Source organism: Kineococcus deserti (assembly GCF_050871945.1).
GTDB lineage: Bacteria > Actinomycetota > Actinomycetes > Actinomycetales > Kineococcaceae > Kineococcus.
Genome location: NZ_JBJLSI010000005.1, coordinates 51,150 through 72,674, shown reverse-complemented (window position 1 = coordinate 72,674; position 21,525 = coordinate 51,150). Strand labels below are relative to the sequence as shown.

General features: G+C 71.7%; 19 protein-coding genes. 11 read left to right on the top strand and 8 right to left on the bottom strand.

What is annotated here, in order from left to right:
* Positions 1-172: 172 nt before the first annotated feature.
* The gene (gene fdhA, locus ACRYR2_RS05825) at positions 173-1,408 is read left to right on the top strand and encodes a formaldehyde dehydrogenase, glutathione-independent (protein ID WP_432561890.1); all 1,236 of its coding nucleotides are present in this window, start codon (positions 173-175) and stop codon (positions 1,406-1,408) included.
* 126 nt (positions 1,409-1,534) lie between these two features.
* Here fdhA and ACRYR2_RS05820 read toward each other — a convergent pair whose 3' ends face one another.
* Together ACRYR2_RS05820 and ACRYR2_RS05815 are read right to left on the bottom strand one after the other, a co-directional pair.
* A complete protein-coding gene (locus tag ACRYR2_RS05820; RefSeq protein ID WP_432561889.1) occupies positions 1,535-3,193 on the bottom strand; it encodes an ABC1 kinase family protein in 1,659 nt (552 codons plus the stop codon).
* A gap of 76 nt (positions 3,194-3,269) precedes the next feature.
* A complete protein-coding gene (locus tag ACRYR2_RS05815) occupies positions 3,270-4,007 on the bottom strand; it encodes a FadR/GntR family transcriptional regulator (RefSeq protein WP_432561888.1) in 738 nt (245 codons plus the stop codon).
* Between the two features lie 161 nt (positions 4,008-4,168).
* Here ACRYR2_RS05815 and ACRYR2_RS05810 point away from each other — a divergent pair, with 161 nt between their 5' ends.
* Genes ACRYR2_RS05810 through ACRYR2_RS05795 form a run of 4 tightly spaced genes read left to right on the top strand, consistent with a single transcriptional unit; the run spans position 4,169 to position 8,281 of the window.
* Entirely contained in the window at positions 4,169-5,134 is a 966-nt protein-coding gene (locus ACRYR2_RS05810) for a tripartite tricarboxylate transporter substrate binding protein (protein WP_432561887.1), read from the top strand.
* The gene (locus tag ACRYR2_RS05805; protein ID WP_432561886.1) at positions 5,131-5,691 is read left to right on the top strand and encodes a tripartite tricarboxylate transporter TctB family protein; all 561 of its coding nucleotides are present in this window, start codon (positions 5,131-5,133) and stop codon (positions 5,689-5,691) included. The genes ACRYR2_RS05810 and ACRYR2_RS05805 overlap by 4 nt, the downstream gene beginning before the upstream one ends.
* On the top strand, positions 5,691-7,250 hold the full coding sequence (locus tag ACRYR2_RS05800) for a tripartite tricarboxylate transporter permease (RefSeq protein ID WP_432561885.1): 1,560 nt from the start codon (positions 5,691-5,693) through the stop codon (positions 7,248-7,250). The genes ACRYR2_RS05805 and ACRYR2_RS05800 overlap by 1 nt, the downstream gene beginning before the upstream one ends.
* Positions 7,247-8,281 (top strand): 4-hydroxythreonine-4-phosphate dehydrogenase PdxA, encoded by a 1,035-nt coding sequence (locus ACRYR2_RS05795; RefSeq protein WP_432561884.1) that lies wholly within the window; start codon positions 7,247-7,249, stop codon positions 8,279-8,281. Before ACRYR2_RS05800 ends, ACRYR2_RS05795 begins: the two co-directional genes overlap by 4 nt.
* A 117-nt stretch (positions 8,282-8,398) precedes the next feature.
* Here the strand turns inward: ACRYR2_RS05795 and ACRYR2_RS05790 are convergent, their stop codons facing one another.
* From ACRYR2_RS05790 to sdhC, 6 genes are all read right to left on the bottom strand, one after another.
* The gene (locus ACRYR2_RS05790; RefSeq protein WP_432561883.1) at positions 8,399-8,698 is read right to left on the bottom strand and encodes a hypothetical protein; all 300 of its coding nucleotides are present in this window, start codon (positions 8,696-8,698) and stop codon (positions 8,399-8,401) included.
* A 110-nt stretch (positions 8,699-8,808) separates the two neighbouring features.
* Positions 8,809-9,417: a class I SAM-dependent methyltransferase gene (locus ACRYR2_RS05785; RefSeq protein ID WP_432561882.1), complete on the bottom strand. Its 609-nt coding sequence runs from the start codon at positions 9,415-9,417 to the stop codon at positions 8,809-8,811.
* A gap of 243 nt (positions 9,418-9,660) precedes the next feature.
* Entirely contained in the window at positions 9,661-10,500 is an 840-nt protein-coding gene (locus ACRYR2_RS05780; protein ID WP_432561881.1) for a succinate dehydrogenase iron-sulfur subunit, read from the bottom strand.
* Positions 10,500-12,332 carry an FAD-binding protein gene (locus tag ACRYR2_RS05775; RefSeq protein ID WP_432561880.1) on the bottom strand — a complete coding sequence of 611 codons (1,833 nt, stop codon included), beginning with the start codon at positions 12,330-12,332 and terminating at the stop codon, positions 10,500-10,502. Before ACRYR2_RS05775 ends, ACRYR2_RS05780 begins: the two co-directional genes overlap by 1 nt.
* Before the next feature lie 22 nt (positions 12,333-12,354).
* Positions 12,355-12,861: a succinate dehydrogenase hydrophobic membrane anchor subunit gene (locus ACRYR2_RS05770; protein WP_432561879.1), complete on the bottom strand. Its 507-nt coding sequence runs from the start codon at positions 12,859-12,861 to the stop codon at positions 12,355-12,357.
* 11 nt (positions 12,862-12,872) lie between these two features.
* Complete coding sequence (gene sdhC, locus ACRYR2_RS05765) at positions 12,873-13,292, bottom strand: succinate dehydrogenase, cytochrome b556 subunit (RefSeq protein ID WP_432561878.1); 420 nt, start codon at positions 13,290-13,292, stop codon at positions 12,873-12,875.
* A 321-nt stretch (positions 13,293-13,613) separates the two neighbouring features.
* Here sdhC and ACRYR2_RS05760 point away from each other — a divergent pair, with 321 nt between their 5' ends.
* The 6 genes from ACRYR2_RS05760 (at position 13,614) to ACRYR2_RS05735 (ending at position 21,515) form a co-directional block, all read left to right on the top strand.
* Positions 13,614-14,813, top strand: a complete 1,200-nt coding sequence (locus tag ACRYR2_RS05760; RefSeq protein ID WP_432561877.1) for a mannose-1-phosphate guanylyltransferase — start codon at positions 13,614-13,616, stop codon at positions 14,811-14,813.
* A gap of 107 nt (positions 14,814-14,920) precedes the next feature.
* Positions 14,921-16,177: an amidohydrolase gene (locus ACRYR2_RS05755; RefSeq protein ID WP_432561876.1), complete on the top strand. Its 1,257-nt coding sequence runs from the start codon at positions 14,921-14,923 to the stop codon at positions 16,175-16,177.
* Between the two features lie 168 nt (positions 16,178-16,345).
* A complete protein-coding gene (locus ACRYR2_RS05750) occupies positions 16,346-17,440 on the top strand; it encodes a BMP family lipoprotein (protein ID WP_432561875.1) in 1,095 nt (364 codons plus the stop codon).
* A gap of 39 nt (positions 17,441-17,479) precedes the next feature.
* Positions 17,480-18,997 carry an ABC transporter ATP-binding protein gene (locus ACRYR2_RS05745; RefSeq protein ID WP_432561874.1) on the top strand — a complete coding sequence of 506 codons (1,518 nt, stop codon included), beginning with the start codon at positions 17,480-17,482 and terminating at the stop codon, positions 18,995-18,997.
* Entirely contained in the window at positions 18,994-20,211 is a 1,218-nt protein-coding gene (locus tag ACRYR2_RS05740; RefSeq protein WP_432561873.1) for an ABC transporter permease, read from the top strand. The genes ACRYR2_RS05745 and ACRYR2_RS05740 overlap by 4 nt, the downstream gene beginning before the upstream one ends.
* The gene (locus ACRYR2_RS05735) at positions 20,208-21,515 is read left to right on the top strand and encodes an ABC transporter permease (protein ID WP_432561872.1); all 1,308 of its coding nucleotides are present in this window, start codon (positions 20,208-20,210) and stop codon (positions 21,513-21,515) included. The genes ACRYR2_RS05740 and ACRYR2_RS05735 overlap by 4 nt, the downstream gene beginning before the upstream one ends.
* Positions 21,516-21,525 lie beyond the last annotated feature (10 nt).

Here is a 21,525-nt window from a genome sequence, read left to right as displayed (position 1 = left end):
GCTACGGCGCTCCCCACCGGGTGCGTCGCCGGGGGTGGCTACCTACGGTAGGAACCGCGTTGCCAGTGGTGACCGGCGTGATCAGGCCCTTGCGCGCCGCCCGCTCGCGGGGTTGGGTGAGCCTCAGCGCGCCGACACCGGAGTCGGTGCCGACGTGAGAGGGGACTCGTCCGTGACCACGACCGGAACTTCCGCAGGCAACCGCGCCGTCGCCTACCTCGGGCCCGGCCGCGTCGAGGTGCAGACCATCGACTACCCGACGTTCGAACTCAAGGACGGCCCCGGCGTCAATCCCGCCAACGTCGGCCGCAAGGTCGAGCACGGGGTCATCCTCAAACTCGTCGCCACCAACATCTGCGGTTCGGACCAGCACATGGTGCGTGGCCGGACGACGGCGCCGCCCAACCTCGTCCTCGGCCACGAGATCACCGGCGAGGTCGTCGAGGTGGGTCGCGACGTGGAGTTCCTCCAGGTCGGTGACCTGGTCTCGGTGCCCTTCAACATCGCCTGCGGCCGGTGCCGCAACTGCAAGGAACGCAAGACGGGGATCTGCGAGAACGTCAACCCCGACCGGCCCGGCTCGGCGTACGGGTACGTCGACATGGGCGGCTGGGTCGGCGGCCAGGCCGAGTACGTCCTGGTGCCGTACGCGGACTTCAACTGCCTGCGGTTCGCCGACAAGGACCAGGCGATGGAGAAGATCCTCGACCTGACCATGCTCTCCGACATCTTCCCGACGGGTTTCCACGGGTGCGTCAGCGCCGGGGTCGGCGTCGGGTCGACCGTCTACATCGCCGGGGCCGGGCCGGTGGGCCTGGCCGCCGCGGTCGGGGCGCAACTGCTGGGGGCGGCCGTCGTCATCGTCGGCGACCTCAACGCCGACCGGCTCGAACGGGCCCACAGCTTCGGCTGCGAGACCGTCGACGTGTCGAAGGGAGAACCGAAGGACCAGATCGAGCAGATCCTCGGGGTTCCCGAAGTCGACTGCGGCGTGGACGCCGTCGGTTTCGAGGCCCGCGGGCACGGCCAGGGGTCGGGGACCGAGGCGCCGGCCACGGTGCTGAACTCGTTGATGGGGGTCACCAAGGCCGGCGGTGCCCTGGGCATCCCGGGCCTGTACGTGACCGGCGACCCCGGCGGCGTCGACGAGGCCGCCAAGAAGGGTTCCCTGTCGCTGGACCTGGGCACCGGGTGGGCCAAGTCGCTGTCGTTCACGACGGGGCAGTGCCCGGTCATGAAGTACCACCGGGGCCTGATGATGGCGATCCTGCACGACAAGGTGCAGATCGCCAAGGCCGTCGGCGCGACGCCCATCTCCCTGGACGAGGCCCCCGCCGCGTACGCGGAGTTCGACGCGGGGGCACCGAAGAAGTTCGTCATCGACCCGCACGGGATGATCGGGCGCTGACGGGTCCTGCCCGGTCCGGTCCGGCAGGCGAGGGCCGGTCGCCGGCGCGCTGCGGTGTCGGTTCCGTGGCGCGCCGACGAGGGGAGCCTGCCGTGACCTCGCGGCGGGGGACGCCGGTTCCGGGGGTCAGCGCCGGCGCCGGCGGTGGCCGCGGGCCGTCCAGCCCAGGTACCCCGTCAGCGCGCCCAGCGCCGCGATCCCCACGGCGGCCACCTTCGTCTCGTGCGGTTTGAGCCGGTCGGGATCGGTCGAGGCGATGACCGCGAGCGCCTCCACCCCCGCCGAGACGATGAGGCCGACGACGAGCCGGTTGCCGATGCGCTCGACCCGGGTGATCAGGGGGTCCAGCTCCTCGGTCCGCAACGACACCGAGATGCCGTCGCGGTCCAGGACGTCCAGGACGCGACCGAGCTGACCGGGCAGTTCCACCCCGAGCGCGGCGACGTCGAGGCCGGCCTGACGCACCCGCTTGGCCAGGACCAGCGGATCGAAGTGCTTGCGCACCAGGCGGCGGGCGTAGGGACCGAGGATCCGCCCGAGCTGGAACTCCGGGTCGAGGCTGGCCCCGAGACCCTCGGTCATCACGATCATCTTCACGACGAGCGCGAGGTTGCGGGGCAGGGCCAGGTGGTGCCGGCGCAGGATCTCCAGCACGTCGCGCACGATGTCGCCGACGGAGATCTTGCCCAGGGGCAGACCCTCGTAGGTGCGCAGCAGGTGGGCGCAGTCGGTCGTCAGCCGCACCCGGTCGACGCGGTGCTCGGTGACGCCGACGGTGGCGAACGCGGCGGCGATGCGGGCCGGGTCGCGGCGGTCGAACGCGGCCAGCAGCATCGCCAGGTGCTCGCGGGAGCGCTCGTCGACCTCGCCGACCATCCCGTAGTCCAGCAGCCCGATGCGCCCGGACGGTTCGATGAGGAAGTTCCCCGGGTGCGGGTCGGCGTGGAAGAACCCGTGCTCGAACACCATGTCCGCCAGCAGGCGCGTCGCCCGCGCGGCCAGCGCCGAGCGGTCGATCCCGTACTCCGCCAGCGCGGCCTCGTCGCTGATCTTCACCCCGTGCAGCCGCTCGAGGGTGATGACCCGGGAGGTCGTGGTCTCCCAGTACACCGTCGGGATCCGGATGTCGGGGTCGCCCTCGAAGTTGCGGGCGAACCGCTCGGCGTTGTGGCCCTCGGCCAGGTAGTCGAGCTCGGCGCGCAGGGTGTCCGCGAAGTCCGTCGCGAGCCCGACGACGTCGTAGTCGGCCGCGACCGACCAGCGGCGGGAGGCCTGGACGGCCAGCGTCCGCAGGATCTCCAGGTCGCCCTCGACCTCCTCGACGACCCCCGGCCGGCGCACCTTCACCACGACCTGGGTGCCGTCGTCGAGGACGGCGGTGTGCGCCTGGCCGATGCTGGCGCTGGCCAGCGGGGTGCGGCTGAAGTTCACGAACAGGTCCTCGGGGTCCTGGCCGAGTTCCTCGTGGACGGCGTCGCGCACCGTCTCGTAGGGCACCGGGGTCGCGCTGTCCTGCAGCTTCTCGAGCTCACGCTGGAAGGTGGGCGGCAGCAGGTCGGGCCGGGTCGACAGGATCTGGCCGATCTTGACCGCCGTCGGCCCGAGCTCCTCCATGACCAGCCGGACGTGCTCGGCGCGGGAGTGGCGCTCGCGCTCGCGGGGGCGGCCGAGGAAGTCCCAGTCGGTGCGCACCCACCGTTCCAGCCCCAGGGCGTCGATGAAGTACCCCAGACCGTGCCGGGACAGGATCCGGCTGATCTGCAGGTAGCGGTCCTGGTGACGCATCAGTCTCCCCGAGGTGGCCCTGCCCGCACTCTACGCAGCGGTGGCGCGGACCACTTCCCGGCGGGGGCTCCGCGACCTACTCCTCGGGCACGTCCCGCAGGGTCCGCATGAGGCGGCTCTCGGCGTTCCTCATGTGCACGCGCATCGCGCGCTCGGCGGCCGTGGGACGGCCGGCGGCGATCGCGTCGAGCACCGCGCCGTGCTCGGCCAGGGTGTCGTGGACGTGCCCACCGTCGGCGCGGACCGCCCGGGACATCCACACGCCCAGCAGCGAGCGGACGCTGCCGAGCATGTCGGCGAGGACGACGTTGCCGGAGACCTCGGCGACGACCAGGTGGAACGCCACGTCGGCGTCGACGAAGGCGTCGATGTCCCCGGCGGATCCGGTGCGCTGCATCTGCGCGAGCGCCTCGCTCAGCCGGACCAGGCCCTCGGGCTCGATCCGGCGCGCCGCGATCGAGGCCAGCGCCACCTCCAGGTGGTGGCGGGCCTCGACCAGCTGGAAGGTCTCGGGGCGGCCGACGACGAGCCCCGCCTCGATGGCCTGGGGGAGCAGGGTGGAGGGCCGGCCGGCCAGGTAGGTGCCCGAGCCGTGCCGGACGTCGACCACGCCGAGCAGGTCCAGGGCGGCCAGCGCCTCGCGCACCACCGAGCGGCTCACACCGAGCTCGGCGGCCAGTTGCCGTTCGGCGGGCAGCTTGTCGCCCCTGGTCAGCCCGGCGTCGGCGACCAGGGCCAGGACGCGGCGGGTCGTGTCGGACACCGAGGTGCCGGCCGGTGAGGTGCGAGGTGCCTCGGCGACGCTGTCGGACATGGCCGAAACGTAGCAGGTGGTGGCGAAGTGGTTGACCACTTCGGGTCAAGTGGTTGAAGTCTCGGCTCGTCACCCCTACTGTCGGGGCAGCTCCACAGCTGGACCGCACAGCTCGACGAAGAACTCCGTCCAGCGGCTCGCACGCCGCAGAAGGGGTGACGATGACGTCACGACTGCTCTCCCGCTCCGCCCTCCTGGGGGCGGTCGCGGTGCTGACGGCCTGCAGCTTCCCGCAGGCCACCGCCCGGGTGCCCGACGACTGGACACCACGGGGATCGGTGCCGGCCGTGGTCGCCTTCGCCCCCGGTGGCGGCAGCGACCGCTCGGCCCGGGTGATCGCCCAGACGCTCAACGAACGCGAGCTCGGTTTCGACGTCAACGTCGAGAACAAGGAAGGCGGTTCCGGCGCGGTCGGTTGGTCGACCTTCCTCGCCGAGGAGGGGAACGGGAACACCCTGCTCGTGGCGGAGACCGCGCTGAACACCCTGCCCCTGGTCTACGACGTGCCGTTCACCTACCGCGACTTCACCCCGCTGGTGATGTTCGCCGAGGACTCACGGATGGTCGTCGCACCGGCCGACTCGCCGTTCCAGACCTGCGCCGACGTGGTGTCGGCCAGCACGTCCGAGCGCGTGGTGTCCGGTTCCTCCGGTCGTACGGGCGCCGACGCGCTGGCCATCGCCGGGCTGGAGGAGAACGGCGCGCAGCTCGACGTCGTCCCCTACGGATCCACCGGCGAGGTCATCACCGGACTGCTGGGCGGGCAGGTCGCGCTGGCCCCGGCCAGTGCCGCCGCGGCGAAACCCTACGTCGAGAGCGGCGACCTGAAGGCGTTGTGCACCATGTCGAAGGAACGCTTCGACGACCCGGTGCTGGGGGAGGTGGCGACCGCCCGGGAACAGGGCGTCGACGCCGAGGTCACGTTGTGGCGCGGTGTCTTCGGCGCCGGGGGCATCTCCGACGTCCAGCGCGACTACTGGATCCGCGAGATCGAGGCCGGCATGCAGTCGGACACCTACCGCGACTACCTCGCCGAGGACCTGCTCATCCCGGCGAACCTGACCGGCGACGACTTCGCGGCCTTCCTCGCCGACTACGACGTCCAGATGCAGGAGGTGTTCTCGTGACCGTGACCGCCAGCCGCGACGCCGGTGCGGTGCTCGCACGGCGGGGACCCGACGGGCAGACGGTCGCCACGATCGTCACCGGTCTCGTGGGCGCCCTGTTCTTCGTCCTGTCCTTCGCCTACGACTGGCGGCTGGAGGACGGTTCGGTCGGGCCCGCGGTCCTTCCGCGGACCGCCTCGGCCCTCCTCGTCCTGGTCTCGGTGGCCAGGCTCGTGCTCGCCGCTCGCCGGCCTGCCGCGGCAGCCGCGGAGCCCGCCGCGACGGCCGTGGAGGCGGACGACGCGCCGGTCGTCGAGGAGGTCCCGCACGCCCGCCGCAAACTGCTGCTGGTCTGCGCCACCGTCCTGGTCACCGCCCTGGCCATCCCCTACCTGGGCCTGCTCGTCACGCTCGGGGTGATGACCCTCTTCCTGGCCGCGTACGTGGAGCGTCAGCCGCTGCTGCGCTCGCTGGCCGTGGCCGTCGGCACGCTGGCGGTGTCCTACCTCGTCTTCGTCGTCCTCCTGCAGATCCCGCTCCCCTGGGGACTGCTCGACCCCGCCGTCTGGGAGCAGTGATGCTCGACAACCTCGCCACCGGCTTCTCGGCGGCCGTGACACCGGAGAACCTCCTCTGGTGCTTCCTCGGTGTCCTGCTCGGCACGGTCATCGGCATCCTGCCCGGGCTGGGGTCGGCCACCGGGGTGGCCATCCTCATCCCGGTCACGCTGACCCTGTCCCCGCTCACCGCGCTGATCATGCTCGCCGGCATCTACCACGGTGCCCAGTTCGGGGCCACCACGACCGCCATCCTCATCGCGACACCGGGGGAGGCCTCCAGCGTCGTCTCGACCCTCGACGGCTACCAGATGGCCCGCAAGGGCCGCGCCGGCCCGGCGCTGGCCATCTCCGCCGTCGGGGCGTTCGTGGCCGCCACGATCTCCCTCGTGGCCCTGATGGCGCTGGCGCCGTCGTTCGCGAAGCTGGCGCTGGGCTTCGGCCCCGCCGAGATGCTCGCGATCATGGTCCTGGGGTTGTGCACCATCGTGGTCTTCTCCGGGGGCGCCCTGCTGCCGGGCATCTCGATGGGCCTGGTCGGCATCCTCATCGCCTGCATCGGTGTGGACGTCGGCAGCGGAACTCCCCGCTACGCCTACGGGACCATCGACCTGTTCGGCGGGGTTCCGTTCGTCGAGGTGATGATCGGCCTGTTCGCGCTCGGGGAACTGCTGAACCAGTTGCACCAGGGCATGGCGACCCCGATCCGGGCCCGCTTCCGCGACCTGCTGCTGACCAAGGAGGACCTGCGCCGCGCGACCCCGTCGACGTTGCGCGGCACCGTCATCGGCTTCCTCCTGGGCTGCCTCCCCGGGGCGGGATCCACCCTGGCCTCGTTCATGGCCTACGGCGCGGAGAAGCAGTTCTCCAGGAACCGCAAGCAGTTGGGCAAGGGGGCCATCGAGGGCGTCGTGGCCCCCGACGCGGCCACCAACGCGGCCTCCAACGCCAACTTCATCCCCACCCTGGCCCTGGGGGTTCCCGGTGGGGCGACGACGGCCGTCCTGCTCGGGGCGTTCCTCGTCTACGGCATCCAGCCCGGCCCGCTGCTGTTCGAGAACCAGCCGGTGCTGGTCTGGGGTCTGCTGGTCTCGTTCTTCATCGGCAACCTCATGCTGCTGATGCTGAACCTGCCGCTCGCGCCGGTCTTCGCGCAGTTGCTGCGGATCCGCTACGCGTTCATGTACCCGCTGATCATCGCCACGAGCCTGCTGGGTGCCTACTCGGTCAAGAACAGCATGTTCAGCATCTGGGTCGTGCTGGTCTTCGGCCTCGTCGGCTACGCGATGAAACGGCTCGGACTGCCGATGGCCCCGCTCGTGCTCGGGCTGGTCATCGGTCCGCTGTTCGAGAAGGCGCTCGTCCAGACCTCCGCGCTCTCCGGCGACGCCGGCGTCGCCGGCCTGGTCTTCGGCAGCCCGACGGCCGTCGTCATCCTCGTCCTGGCCGCCGCGCTCGTCGGTGGGCCGGCGCTCTACCGCCGGCTGCGGCCGGCGGCCGTGCCCGCCGGGACCGACCGCGAAACCGTCACGGCCGGTGCCCCGCACCGCAACGACAACTCCTCGGAAGGAAACTCGTGACCGACCAGCCCACCGCCCGACCCCGCATCGCCCTGACCTTCGGTGACCCCGCCGGTGTCGGCCCGGAACTGGTGGCCAAGCTGCTGTCGCTGCCGGCGACCACGGCCGCCGCCGACGTCGTCCTGGTGACCGACGCCGAGGAGATCGCCGCGGCCGAGGCCGACGCCGGGGTGCCGATCCGGATCTCGCAGACCCCCGGGGACGGCCTGCCGACCGTGCACCCCACGCGGGGGGTGCGACCGGAGGGAGGGTTCGAACGCCGCAAGGCCACCGCCGAGGGCGGCCGGTGGTCGCTGGACGCCCTGGCCACCGCACTGGACCTGGTCCAGGCCGGCGAGGTCGACGCCATCGTCTTCGCCTCGCTGAACAAGACCTCCATGCACCTGGCCGGCATGGCCGAGAACGACGAGCTGCACTGGTTCGAGTCGGTCCTGGGGCCGGACCCCGCCGGCGACGGGTTCACGTGCGAGATCAACGTGCTGCCCGGGCTCATGACCTCGCGGGTCTCCTCGCACGTGTCGATCGGTGAGGTGGACGCGCTCATCACGACCGACCGCGTGCTCGGCGCCACCCGGTTGCTCGACCGCCTGCTGCGTGAACGGGGGATCGCCAGCCCGAAGCTCGCGATGTGCGCGCTGAACCCGCACGCCGGTGAGGGTGGCCGCTTCGGCCGGCACGAGATCGACGTCCTGCAGCCCGCCGTGGCGCAGCTGACCGGGGAGGGGATCGACGTCGCCGGTCCGTTCCCCTCGGACACGATCTTCCTGCGGGCGCGCACCGACGAGTTCGACGGCGTCGTGACGATGTACCACGACCAGGGACAGATCGCGATGAAGCTCATCGGCTTCGACCGCGGGGTGACCATCGCGGGTGGGCTCGAGGTCCCGATCTGCACCCCGGCGCACGGGACGGCCTTCGACATCGTCGGCCAGGGGGTCGCGGGGACCGGTGCCATCGAGCACGCCTTCGAGATCGCCGCGTCCGTGGGCGCGCGGCGCCGGGCCGCCTCCTTGGCCGCTGCCGGCGCCTGACCCCGCAAGCGCTCCGCGGACCGGAACGTTCCGACACCCCGCAGCGACTCCGAGGTGTCGGAACGTTCCGGTGCGGGCGATCCCGGTCCTGCGTCGCGCGGGAAGCCGTGAGCCGGCTCAGCCGCCCGCGCCCGACCCGCCGCCGCCCGGGAAGAACACGACGACGAGCGCGGCCACGGCCGCCACGCCCAGCAGGGCCAGCACGGTGTCGGACCGGGTCGGCGACCGGTGCACCACGGCGCGGCGGCCGACGTCGACCGCGCCGAGGCCGGCGAGCGCGGCCGCGACGAGCAGCAACCACCGGCCGAGCAGGAACGCTTCGACGGAGATCAGCTCGCCGGCGTCCGTCCGCGTCCAGACCAGTTCGCCCGTCCCGAGGAACAGGGCGGCGCACAGGGCGACCACGAGGGTGGCCACGCGCGCAGGGTGGGAACGGATCGTGTCCACACCCCGACGGTAGGGCCCTGGGGCCGGGGCGCGAGGTGGTCGACGGTGTCCGCCGGGTGAACCTCAGGGCCGGGTGGACCTCAGCGGCGGGTGAGGCGGTGCACCGTGACCGCCGGCGGTCCGCCGTGCTCGACGCGACCGACGGCCCAGTGATCCGCCGCGCGCTCGAGGAACTCCGGGGTGGGGAGGCGACCGGGGTCGGCGATCCACACCTCGCCGCCGGGGGCGAGGAGAGCGGGCAGCACGGCCAGGATCGGCTCGACGTTGCGGCGCTCGTACAGCACGTCGGCCGCCAGGACGAGGTCGAACGGCGGTGTCAGCGGGGCCGGGTCCGTCGTCCAGCTCCACTCGGCCACGGTGAGCGCGGCACCGTTCGCGGCGGCGTTCCCGCGCAGCACCGAGACGGCGTCGGGGGACCAGTCGGCCGCCGTCACCTCGTACCCGGCGAGGGCGGCGACGAGGGAGGGGACGCCCAGCCCGCAGCCGATCTCCAGCGTCCGGGGGCCGGGTCCGCGGTCGGCCAGCACGTCCGCCAGGGCCAGTGCGCTGGGCCACAGCTCGGCCCAGTAGGGCACGAACTCGTCGCGCTCGAAGGCCTCCTCGGTGAACAGCGCCTCGAGGTCGCGCGGCATCCGCAGCCTCAGCGCCCGTCCGGCCACCGACAGGTTCCGCTCGACCAGATCCAGCACTCCGGGAGCGTATCCACCCCGCGGCCACCTCGACGCGATGCCGGGTCTCGCCGACCGGGGTGCGCTCGGGGACGCGGGAGCCGACCGGGCCAGGAGGGTGGGGGTGGCAGCGGAACTGGACGAGGACGTGGTGAGCGTGCTCCACCGCCCACCGCCCGACCTGGCTGACCGGCGTTGCCGACCGCGCCGCCCACGACGAAGGGCCCGACCGCACCGGCGGTCGGGCCCTTCGACGTCACGACGTCAGAGCTTGCGCGAGATCAGCGCCTGCTTGACCTCGGCGATCGCCCTGGTCACCTGGATGCCGCGGGGGCACGCCTCGGAGCAGTTGAAGGTGGTGCGGCAGCGCCACACGCCTTCCTTGTCGTTGAGGATCTCCAGGCGCAGGTCCGAGGCCTGGTCGCGGCTGTCGAAGATGAACCGGTGCGCGTTGACGATCGCGGCCGGTCCGAAGTACTGGCCGTCGTTCCAGAACACCGGGCAGCTCGACGTGCACGCCGCGCACAGGATGCACTTGGTGGTGTCGTCGAAGCGTTCGCGGTCGGCCTGGGACTGGATCCGCTCACGCGTGGGCTCGGCGCCCTTGGTGATGAGGAACGGCATGACCTCGCGGTAGGCCGCGAAGAACGGCTCCATGTCGACGATCAGGTCCTTCTCCACCGGCAGGCCCTTGATGGGCTCGACGAGGATCGGCTTCTTGATGTCGAGGTCCTTGAGCAGCGTCTTGCAGGCCAGCCGGTTGCGGCCGTTGATGCGCATGGCGTCCGAACCGCAGACGCCGTGGGCGCAGGAACGCCGGAACGACAGCCGGCCGTCCTGCTCCCACTTCACCTTGTGCAGGGCGTCCAGCACACGGTCGGTGCCGTGCATGGTCAGCTCGTAGGACTCCCAGTGCGGCTCGGAGTCCAGTTCGGGGTCGTACCGGCGGACCTTGAGCGTGATGGTGAACGAGGGGATCTCGCCGGTGCCGCCCTGACCCTCACCGGGGGAGGGCTTGCCCTGGCCGCTGCGCGCGGTCTCGGCCGACTTCGCCGGGCCCGCCTCGGCGTTCGTCTCGCGCGGGCTCGTCTCGAACGTGGACATCAGTACTTGCGCTCCATCGGCTGGTAGCGGGTCTGGACGACGGGTTTGAAGTCCAGCCGCGTCGTGTAGGACCCGTCGGCGGCGTTCTCGCGGTAGACCATCGTGTGCCGCATGTAGTTCACGTCGTCGCGGTTGGGGTAGTCCTCGCGGAAGTGCCCACCGCGCGACTCCTTGCGCTCCAGCGCGCCGAGGCACATCGCCTCGGCGAGGTCGAGCAGGAACCCGAGCTCGAGGCCCTCGAGCAGGTCGAGGTTGAACCGCTTGCCCTTGTCCTGCACCGAGGCGCGCGCGTAGCGCTCCTTGAGCCGGTCGATGTCGGTGAGCGCCTGCTTGAGCGTCGCCTCGGTGCGGAACACCTGGGCGTTGGCGTCCATCGTCTCCTGCAGCTCACGGCGGATGTCGGAGATCCGCTCGCCCTGCGGACGGTCGCGCAGCTCGGCCATCCAGTTCACGACGTGCAGTTCCGAACCGTCCGGAACGGCGATCCACTCGGCCTTGTTCGCGTACTCCGCGGCCGCGATCCCGGCGCGGCGGCCGAAGACGTTGATGTCCAGCAGCGAGTTCGTGCCCAGCCGGTTCGAGCCGTGCACCGAGACGCAGGCGACCTCGCCGGCCGCGTACAGCCCGGGGACGACGCGGGTGTTGTCCTGCAGCACCTCGGCCTCGACGTTCGTCGGGACCCCGCCCATGGCGTAGTGCGCCGTGGGGTACACCGGAACGGGTTCGGTGTACGGCTCGACGCCCAGGTAGGTGCGGGCGAACTCGGTGATGTCGGGCAGCTTGGCGTCGATGTGCGCCGGTTCGAGGTGGGTCAGGTCGAGCAGGACGTAGTCCTTGTTCGGCCCGGCACCGCGGCCCTCGCGCACCTCGTTGGCCATCGAGCGGGCGACGATGTCGCGCGGTGCGAGGTCCTTGATGGTGGGGGCGTAGCGCTCCATGAACCGCTCGCCGTCGGCGTTGCGCAGGATCCCGCCCTCACCGCGCGCGGCCTCGGACAGCAGGATGCCCAGGCCCGCCAGGCCGGTCGGGTGGAACTGGAAGAACTCCATGTCCTCCAGCGGCAGGCCGCGGCGGTAGGCGATGGCCATGCCGTCACCGGTCAGCGTGTGCGCGTTCGAGGTCGTCTTGTAGACCTTGCCGGCGCCGCCGGTGGCCAGGACGACCGACTTGGCCTGGAAGACGTGGATCTCGCCGGTGGCCAGCTCGTAGGCCACGACCCCCGCGATGCGCTTGTCGCCGGGGACGCCGATGGTCGGCGGGGTCTGCAGGCCCGGCTGGTCGGCCGCGCCCTCGATCTCCGTGCCCGTCCTGGCCTGGGCCTGCGGCACGAGCAGCAGGTCGAGGACGTAGAACTCGTTGAAGAACTCCACCTCGTGCTTGACGCACTGCTGGTAGAGGGTCTGCAGGATCATGTGGCCGGTGCGGTCGGCGGCGAAGCAGCTGCGGCGCACGGGGGACTTGCCGTGGTCGCGGGTGTGCCCGCCGAACCGGCGCTGGTCGATCTTGCCCTCGGGCGTGCGGTTGAACGGCAGGCCCATCTTCTCGAGGTCGAGGACCGCGTCGATGGCCTCCTTGCACATCACCTCGGCGGCGTCCTGGTCGACGAGGTAGTCGCCGCCCTTGACGGTGTCGAAGGTGTGCCACTCCCAGTTGTCCTCCTCGACGTTGGCCAGGGCGGCGCACATGCCGCCCTGGGCCGCACCGGTGTGCGAGCGCGTCGGGTAGAGCTTGGTGAGCACGGCGGTACGCGCCCGCTGCCCCGATTCCAGGGCCGCGCGCATCCCCGCGCCGCCCGCGCCGACGATGACGACGTCGAACTGGTGCGTCTGCATGGTGGCTGCTCCCGCTCTCGGATCAGGTGTTCGGGCTGGTGACGGTGGGGACGTTGTCGATCGCCGGGCGGCAGACGTCCAGCGTCGAGTTCGGGTCCATGCACGGGTCGAAGGTGAAGATGACCAGCGTGCCGACGACGAGGACGATCACGGTGGCCAGGTAGAGGGCCATCTTCAGCCAGAACCGCGTGGCGTCGCGCTCGGCGTAGTCGTTGATGACGGTGCGGACGCCGTTGGTGCCGTGCAGCTGGGCCAGCCACAGCATCAGCAGGTCCCAGACCTGCCAGAACGGGCTGGACCACTTGCCGGCGACGAACCCCCAGTCGACCTGGTGGATCCCGTTGCCCGTCATGAGGTTGACGAACAGGTGGCCGAACACCAGGACGATGAGGACGACACCGGACACGCGCATGAACAGCCAGCCGTACAGCTCCCAGTTGGTCCGGGTCGCCTTGTTGCGCTTGTACGGCGAGCGCGGGGTCTCGAGGGCGGGGGCGTAACTGCCGCCGGGGGTCTGGTCGGTGCTCACGGCTGCGTCCCTCAGTGGGTGAAGACGTTGGTCAGGTGGCGGATCAGGAAGGGGACCATCAGAGCCACCCAGACGACGACGACGCCCCAGAAGAGCTTGCGCTGGTGCTTGGTGCCGCCGGACCAGAAGTCGACGAGGATGATCCGGATCCCGTTGAGCGCGTGGAAGACGACCGCACCCACCAGGCCGGCCTCGCCCAGGCCCATCACCGGGTTCTTGTACTGCCCGATGACGCCGTTGTACACCTCGGGCGAGACCCGCACGGTGGCGGTGTCCAGGACGTGCACGAAGAGGAAGAAGAAGATCAGGACACCGGAGATCCGGTGCATGACCCACGACCACATGCCTTCCTGGCCGCGGTAGAGGGTGCCTGCAGGTTTCAGCTTCCCGGCGGGTGCGCCCTGTCCGGGTGGGGTGAGGCTCGTGGCCACCGACGTCCTCCTCGAGTGCTCCTCGACGCCGGTACTCCCGGGCTGCGGCGCTCGGGCGTCGGCGTCCTCGAGTCCACTGTAGGCGTGCGGGTACAGCGAGGAAGCCCCACCGGCTCGCCGTGGGGCATTTGTGATGAAGGACTCACGGCGTCGTGAGGTCCAGGTCACGCAGGTCAGGCTCACCTACCCTGGACCACCCGGGCGGGCCGGCGCAACCTCCTACAGCGCGTCGGAGGCCCGTACGGGGGATTCTCCGCCGGATGCGGGACGAATCCGGCGGGGACGACGGGGTGGCGGGGGGTCACCGGTAGGTTCCCGCCCATGAGCGATGGGGGACCCGTGAGTGGCGGGGTGCAGACGGGCGCGGGCAGCAGCTGGTCGGCGTCCTGGTCGGAGGACGACCTGGAGGACGGTCAGATCGACCTGTCCGACTTCCACGCCGTCGTCCCCGCCGGAGGCGCCGGGACCCGGCTGTGGCCGTTGTCGCGCAGCGACCGGCCCAAGTTCCTGCTCGACCTGACCGGCCGGGGCCGCACCCTGCTGCAGTCGACCTGGGACCGCCTGCAACCGCTGGCCGACGCCGACCGCACCCTCGTCGTCACCGGCCGCCTGCACGCGGACGCGGTCGCCGCCCAGCTGCCCGAGCTGCCCGACGCCAACATCCTGCGCGAACCCTGCCAGCGCGACTCCGCGGCCGCCATCGGCCTGGCCGCCGCCGTCCTGGTGCGCCGCAACCCCGACGCCGTCCTGGGGTCCTTCGCGGCCGACCACAACATCTCCGGCCGCGACGACTTCGAGAGTTCGGTGGAGGAGGCCGTGGTCACCGCCCGCCGCGGTTTCGTCGTCACCATCGGCATCGCCCCCTCCCACCCGGCGACGGGCTTCGGCTACATCCGCCTGGGCAAGCGCCTGCGGCTGCAGGGGGCGCCGAACGCCCGCCGCGTCGTGCAGTTCAAGGAGAAGCCCGACGCGCGGACCGCCTCGGCGTACCTGTCCACCGGCGACTACCGCTGGAACGGCGGCATGTTCGTCGCCCGCGCCGACGTGCTGCTGGAACTGCTGGCCCTGCACGCCCCGGTCCTGCACGCGGGGCTGCAGCGCATCGCCGACGCCTGGGACACCCCGCAGCGCGACACCGTGCTCGAGGAGCAGTGGTCCGCGCTGCCGTCCATCGCCATCGACCACGCCGTGGCCGAGCCGGCCGCCGAGGAGGGGCGCGTCGCCGTCGTGCCGGCCACCTTCGGCTGGGACGACGTCGGGGACTTCTCCTCGCTGGCCGAGCTGCTGCCGGCCGACGTCGACATGCCCAAGATCCTGGGCGACCCCGACCTGGTCATCACCGAGGGCGTCGCCGGTGGCCTCGTCGTGCCGGGCAACGACCGCGTCGTCGCGCTGCTGGGGGTGGACGACCTCGTCGTCGTCGACACCCCCGACGCGCTCATGGTGACCACCCGCGCCCGGGCCCAGGAGGTCAAGAAGCTCGTCGAGCGCGCCAAGGAGGCCGGGCTCAAGGTCGTCTGACCCGCGGCCGCCGGCTCCTGCGCGCGGGGGCCGGCGGCCGGGCGAGGTCGGCGTCGGCGACGAGTGGCGGGTACCGTCGGACCACGTGAGGACCCGGTGAGCGCCCAGTGACCAGCGACACGAGCACCCCACGGGCGGCGACCGGGTCCGGTGGGCGTTCCGGCGACCTCGCAGCACGGATCGCCGCGCTGGTCGCCGAGCACGAGCCGACCGCCCGGGCCCTGCGCCGCGAGATCCACAGCCACCCCGAGCTCGCGCGCGAGGAGCACCGCACCACCGCCCGCGTCGCCGAGCTGCTCACCGGGGCCGGCGGGCGCGTCAGGTTGCTGCCGGGGACCGGCCTCCTCTGCGACCTGGGGCCGCAGGGACCCGACGGCCGGCGGGTGGGTGTGCGCGCCGACCTGGACGCCCTGCCCCTGACCGAGGCCACCGGGCTGCCCTACGCCTCGACCGTTCCCGGCGTCGCCCACGCCTGCGGGCACGACGTGCACACCGCCAGCGTGCTGGGCGCCGGGCTGGTGCTGGCCGACCTCGCCCGGACGGGTGACCTCCCGCACGGCGTCCGGCTGATCTTCCAGCCCGCCGAGGAGGTCATGCCCGGCGGTGCGCTGGACGTCATCGGCACCGGCGCGCTCGAGGGCGTCGCCGCCCTGTACGGCCTGCACTGCGACCCGAGCCTGTACGCCGGCACCGTGGGCCTGAAGGCCGGGCCCATCACCTCGGCCTCGGACCACGTGACCGTCCGGCTCTCCGGCACCGGCGGGCACACCTCGCGCCCGCACCTGGCCGGTGACCTCGTGTTCGCCCTCGGCCAGGTCGTCACCCAGCTGCCGGCCGTCCTGGCCCGCCGGGTCGACCCGCGCGCCGGGGTCAACCTCACCTGGGGCGCGGTCCACGCCGGCGACGCCCCCAACGCCGTGCCCGCCGAGGGGTACGCGGCCGGGACGTTGCGCTGCATGGAGACCGAGGCCTGGCAGCACGCCGGCGAACTCGTCGAGGCCGTCGTGGCCGACCTCGTGCGGCCCTACTCCGTGCAGGCCGAGGTGACGCTCGTGCGCGGCGTGCCGCCGGTCGACAACGAGGTGCACGCCACGGCCGCCCTCGACGAGGCGGCCCGCGAGTTCCTGGGCCCCGACGCGGTGCTGCCGACCCGGCAGTCCCTGGGCGGGGAGGACTTCGCCTGGTACCTGCACCACGTCCCCGGGGCGATGGTGCGGCTGGGCACGCGCTCGCCCGGCGGGCCGGCCTACGACCTGCACCGCGGCGACTTCACGCCGGACGAGGACGCGCTCGCCGTCGGCATCGGAGTGCTCGCGGTGACCGCGGCCTCACAGCGCGCGATGCCCGGAGGTGCCCCGCACTGACCTGTCCGGCTGACGTGCCCGGCCGGACGGTCTCGATCTGGACAACCTGTCCGCTCGAACGGACGGAGGGGGAGTTCCTGACCATTACGATTGGGGCGCGTTCGCCTGTTCCACTCCGGACGCGCCGCGTTCACGTGCGGGACACCCAGACCTGGAGGACTTCCCACCATGAAGACGTTCCACCGCCTCGCTCCGGTGGCCGCCCTGGGCGCGGCCGCCCTCCTGCTCGCCTCCTGCGGCGACCGTCCGGACGACACCGCCGGGTCGGGTGAGTCCGCCGCCGGCGGCGGCGACGCCTTCAGCGCCTGCATGGTCCTGGACACCGGTGGTGTCGACGACCGCTCGTTCAACGAGAGCTCCTACGCCGGCTTCGAGCAGGCCAAGGAGGAGAACCCGAACATCGAGATCTCCTACGTCCCGTCCAACAGCGACGCGGACTACATCCCGAACCTCAACGCCGAGGTCGCCAAGGGCTGCGGCACCATCGTCGCCGTCGGCGGTCTCATGAAGGACGCCGTCGCCGAGGTCGCGCAGGCCAACCCCGACCAGAACTTCGCCGAGATCGACTCCGACGCGGCCGCCGACAACGTCTACGCCTTCCAGTACAACACCGCCGAGGGTGGTTTCCTCGGTGGTTACCTCGCGGCCGGCATGACCAAGACGGGCACCGTCGGCACCTGGGGCGGTCTGCCCATCCCGCCGGTGACCATCTACATGGACGGTTTCTGGGAGGGCGTGCAGTACTACAACGCCCAGAAGGGGACGAACGTCAAGGTCATCGGCTGGGACGAGAACAACCCCGACGGCGGGACCTTCGCCAACTCCTTCGTCGACCAGGCCGCCGGGCGCTCGATCACCGAGACGCTGGCTGCGCAGGGCGCCGACATCGTCATGCCGGTCGCCGGTCAGGCCGGCCTGGGCGCGGGCGCGGCGGCCGAGGCCGCCGGTGGCTCCCTGAACCTCATCTGGGTCGACACCGACGGCTGCGTGAGCGCCGCGCAGTACTGCCAGTACTTCATCTCCTCGGTGACGAAGAACCTCACCAACGCCGTCAAGGACTACGTCCTGGCCGCGGCCGAGGGCGACGTCCCGACCGGTGGGTACGTCGGGACCCTGGAGAACGACGGCACCGGCCTGGCGCCGTTCAACCAGTTCGACTCGCAGGTGTCCGCCGAGCTGAAGAGCGAGCTCGACGCCGTCAAGCAGGGCATCATCGACGGCTCGATCGAGATCACCTCGCCGAACGCCATCCAGGCCAGCTGAGCAACGGGTTTCGAAGGCGACGAGGGGAACGACGCGCAGGTGCAACTGGAACTCAAGGGCATCACGAAGCGCTTCGGGCCCCTCGTCGCCAACGACTCCATCGACCTCGTCGTCCGCGAGGGCGAGATCCACGCCCTGCTGGGCGAGAACGGGGCCGGCAAGAGCACGCTGATGAACGTGCTCTACGGCCTGTACACCCCCGACGAGGGGCAGATCCTCGTCGACGGCGAACCCGTGGAGTTCACCTCACCGGGTGACGCCATGGCGGCGGGCATCGGCATGGTGCACCAGCACTTCATGCTGGTCCCGACGTTCACCGCCACCGAGAACATCGTCCTGGGCACCGAGCTGACGAAGGCCGGCGGCCTGCTCGACCGGCGCCGGGCCCGCAAGCGCGTCGAGGAGACCTCGCAGCGGTTCGGGCTGGCCATCCCCGCCGACACCCTCGTGGCCGACCTGGCCGTCGGCGTGCAGCAGCGCATCGAGATCGTCAAGGCGCTGCTGCGCGAGGCGAAGGTCCTCGTCCTGGACGAACCCACGGCCGTGCTGACCCCGGCCGAGACCGACGACCTCATGCGCGTCATGCGCGAACTGGCCGACGCCGGCACGTCGATCGTCTTCATCACCCACAAGCTGCGCGAGGTCAAGGCCGTCGCCGACCGCATCACGGTCATCCGTCGCGGCAGGGTCGTCGGCCAGGCGCAGCCGAGCGCCTCGCCGGAGGAACTGGCCGCGCTGATGGTCGGCCGGGACGTGCGGCTGCGGGTGGACAAGGAGGTCGCCGAACCCGGCGGGACGGTCCTGCAGATGGCCGGCGTCCGGGTGCTGGACCCGTCCGGCACCGTGCTCCTGGACGACATCGACCTCGACGTCCGCGCCGGGGAGGTCCTGGCGATCGCCGGCGTCGACGGCAACGGCCAGACGGAACTGACCCGCAGCATCGTCGGCCTGCAGGACGTCGAGGCGGGATCGGTGCGCATCGCGGGCACCGACGTGACCGGTGCCGACATCGACGACGTCCTGGCGCTGGGGGTCGGGTACGTCCCCGAGGACCGGCTGCACGACGGGCTGGTCGGCTCGTTCAGCATCGCCGAGAACCTGGTGCTCGACCTGGTGGACTCCCCGCAGTTCGCGCGCGGGCTGTCCGTCAACCGCGACGCGCTGCAGCGCAACGCCGCCGAGCGCATCGCGGAGTTCGACATCCGCACACCGTCGGCGCAGGCGGCGGCCTCGACCCTGTCCGGCGGCAACCAGCAGAAGGTCGTGCTGGCCCGCGAGATGACGCGGCCGCTGAAGCTGCTGGTCGTCGCCCAGCCCACCCGCGGCGTCGACGTCGGCAGTCAGGAGTTCGTGCACCAGCGGATCGTGGCCGAGCGCGACAAGGGCGCCGCCGTGGTCCTGGTGTCCACGGAACTGGACGAGGTGCGGGCGCTGGCCGACCGCATCGTCGTGATGTACCGCGGCCGGATCGCCGGTGAGGTCGGTCCGGACGCCACGCAGGAGGAACTGGGGCTGCTCATGGCGGGTGCCGGTACGACAGGGAAGGACGGCCTGTGAGCTCGACCTCGCTCGTGGAGGAACCGGCGCGGGAGGCGAAGCGCCGGCGCCTGTACTGGGGCGGCAGCTGGCTGCTGACGGTCTGCGCCATCTTCAGCGCCCTGCTGGTCGGTGCGGTGCTCATCGTCGTCGGCGACGAGCAGTCCCGGGCCAGCGCCCAGTACTTCTTCAGCTACCCGTGGGACTTCTTCGCCAACGCCTGGTACTCCGTCCGGGACGCCTACCTGGCGCTGCTGCAGGGAGCGGTCTACAACCCGAACTTCTCCGGGACCGCCGCGCTGCGGCCGGTCTCCGAGACGCTGGTCAACGCCACGCCGCTGATCCTGGCCGGCCTGGGCGTGGCCCTGTCGTTCCGGGTGGGCCTGTTCAACATCGGCGCCCAGGGTCAGATCATCACGGGCGCGGTCAGCGCGGCGTGGGTGGGGTTCACCCTGGACCTGCCCGTCGTGCTGCACGTGGTCGTGGCGGTCGTCGCCGGCATCGCCGGGGGCCTGGTCTGGGGTGGGATCGTCGGCCTGCTGAAGGCACGCACGGGCGCCCACGAGGTCATCACGACGATCATGCTGAACTACGTCGCGATCAACCTGCTGACCTACCTGCTGGGGGTGCGCTGGTTCCAGCGGCCGCCGTACAACCAGGCGATCTCCTCGCAGGTGGACGCCAGCGCCGAGCTCCCCCCGCTGCTCGGGTCGTCGCTGCGGGTCAACGCCGGCCTGGTGCTGGCGGTGCTTGCGGCGGTGTTCGTCTGGTGGCTGTTCGAGCGCTCCCGGCTGGGGTTCCGCCTGCGCGCGGTGGGCGCCAACCCGAACGCGGCCCGCACGGCCGGGATGGCGGTCGGGCGGCTGCAGGTCGTCTCGATGGCCTTCGCCGGTGGGCTCGCCGGGCTGGCCGGGGCCACCCAGGTGCTCGGTGTCACCGGCAGCGTGACCAGCAGCGTCGCGGGCAACATCGGTTTCGACGCCATCACCGTGGCGCTGCTCGGCCGCAACAACCCGTACGGGGTGATCGCGGCCGGCGTCCTGTTCGGCGGCCTGCGGGCCGGGGCCGTGCAGATGCAGTCCGCCACCGGCGTCCCCGTCGACCTCGTCGGCGTCCTGCAGGCCACGATCGTCCTGTTCATCGCGGCCCCGGCGCTGATCCGCTCGGTGTTCCGCCTGAGGTCCGGCGGTGGCGCCGGCGTCGGTTCCGAACTGGCCGGAGGGTGGACCCGATGAGCTCCGCAGTCAGCCCCGAGACTCCCGCGGCGGTCGTCGAGCACGCGTACGTCGAACCCCCGCTGACCCTGCGCAAGCGCGTCCTGACGGGCGGCCTGCTCGTCGTCGTGGGCCTGGTGACCGTGCTGGGCTGGGGAACCGGTTCCGGCCCCGACGACGCCACGTTCCGCTTCGGCGGTGGTTCGGCGCTCACCCTGCCCGACCTCACGGTCCCCTCGACGATCACGCCCGTGCTCCTGGGGCTGGTGATCGTGGTGCTGGGTCTGTTCCAGCTGGCCCGGGGCTTCCGGGCCCGGCGCAACCCCCTGGTCATCGCGGTCACCCTGGTCTGCTTCGTCCTGGCGTTCCTGTGCTGGGTCATGAGCGGCGGGCCGAACGCGTCGATCGACGTCGTGCGGCTGCTGCAGCAGACGGTCTTCCTCGCCACCCCGTTGATCCTGGGCGCCCTGGCCGGTGTGCTGGGGGAGCGCAGCGGGGTCGTCAACGTCGCCATCGAGGGTCAGCTGCTGACCGGTGCGTTCGCCGGCGCGCTGGTGGGCTCGATGGCCGGCAACCTCGGTGCGGGGGTCGTCGGCGCGGTCCTGTCCGGCGCCCTCGTCGGCTGGCTGCTGGCCGTCTTCGCGATCCGCTACCGGGTCAACCAGGTCATCCTCGGTGTCGTCATCAACGCCGCCGCGCTGGGGTTCACCGGGTGGGCCTACAAGGCGCTCATGCAGTCCGACACCCAGCGGTACAACGCCCCGGGCGTGCTCAACCCGATCCGCATCCCGCTGCTGGCCGACATCCCGGTCGTCGGCCCGCTGCTGTTCCAGGCCAACGTCCTCGTCTACGTCATGTACGCGATCATCATCGCGTTGCAGGTCGTGCTGTTCCGGACCAGGTGGGGTCTGCGCACCCGTGCGGTCGGCGAGCACCCCAAGGCCGCGGCCACCGTGGGCATCGACGTGCTGCGCGTGCGCTACGTCAACGTCGTCGTGGCCGGCGGCATCGCGGGCCTGGCCGGGGCCTACCTGTCGATCGGGACCATCGGGCCGTTCACCGAGAACATGTCCGCCGGCAAGGGGTTCATCGCCCTGGCCGCGGTGATCTTCGGCCGGTGGAGCCCTCGCGGTGCCGTCGCGGCCTCGCTGCTGTTCGGGTTCTTCGCCGCGCTGCAGACGCTCGTCGGGGTCCTGCCCGCGCCGGGAGAGGTCCCCTCCAGCTTCCTGTCCATGCTGCCGTACCTCGCGACGATCCTGGCCGTGGCCGGGTTCGTCGGGCGGGTGCGGCCGCCCGCCGCCAGCGGGGAGCCGTACCCGGCGTGAGCCGCATCCG

What these genes read in the sequence shown, in the direction of transcription:
- ACRYR2_RS05780 (WP_432561881.1), bottom strand. Translation starts at nt 10,500, where the DNA reads ATGTCCACGTTCGAGACGAGCCCGCGCGAGACGAACGCCGAGGCGGGC.
- ACRYR2_RS05735 (WP_432561872.1), top strand. Translation starts at nt 20,208, where the DNA reads ATGAGCTCCGCAGTCAGCCCCGAGACTCCCGCGGCGGTCGTCGAGCAC.
- ACRYR2_RS05775 (WP_432561880.1), bottom strand. Translation starts at nt 12,332, where the DNA reads ATGCAGACGCACCAGTTCGACGTCGTCATCGTCGGCGCGGGCGGCGCG.
- ACRYR2_RS05760 (WP_432561877.1), top strand. Translation starts at nt 13,614, where the DNA reads ATGAGCGATGGGGGACCCGTGAGTGGCGGGGTGCAGACGGGCGCGGGC.
- ACRYR2_RS05820 (WP_432561889.1), bottom strand. Translation starts at nt 3,193, where the DNA reads ATGCGTCACCAGGACCGCTACCTGCAGATCAGCCGGATCCTGTCCCGG.
- ACRYR2_RS05750 (WP_432561875.1), top strand. Translation starts at nt 16,346, where the DNA reads ATGAAGACGTTCCACCGCCTCGCTCCGGTGGCCGCCCTGGGCGCGGCC.
- ACRYR2_RS05800 (WP_432561885.1), top strand. Translation starts at nt 5,691, where the DNA reads ATGCTCGACAACCTCGCCACCGGCTTCTCGGCGGCCGTGACACCGGAG.
- ACRYR2_RS05815 (WP_432561888.1), bottom strand. Translation starts at nt 4,007, where the DNA reads ATGTCCGACAGCGTCGCCGAGGCACCTCGCACCTCACCGGCCGGCACC.
- ACRYR2_RS05810 (WP_432561887.1), top strand. Translation starts at nt 4,169, where the DNA reads ATGACGTCACGACTGCTCTCCCGCTCCGCCCTCCTGGGGGCGGTCGCG.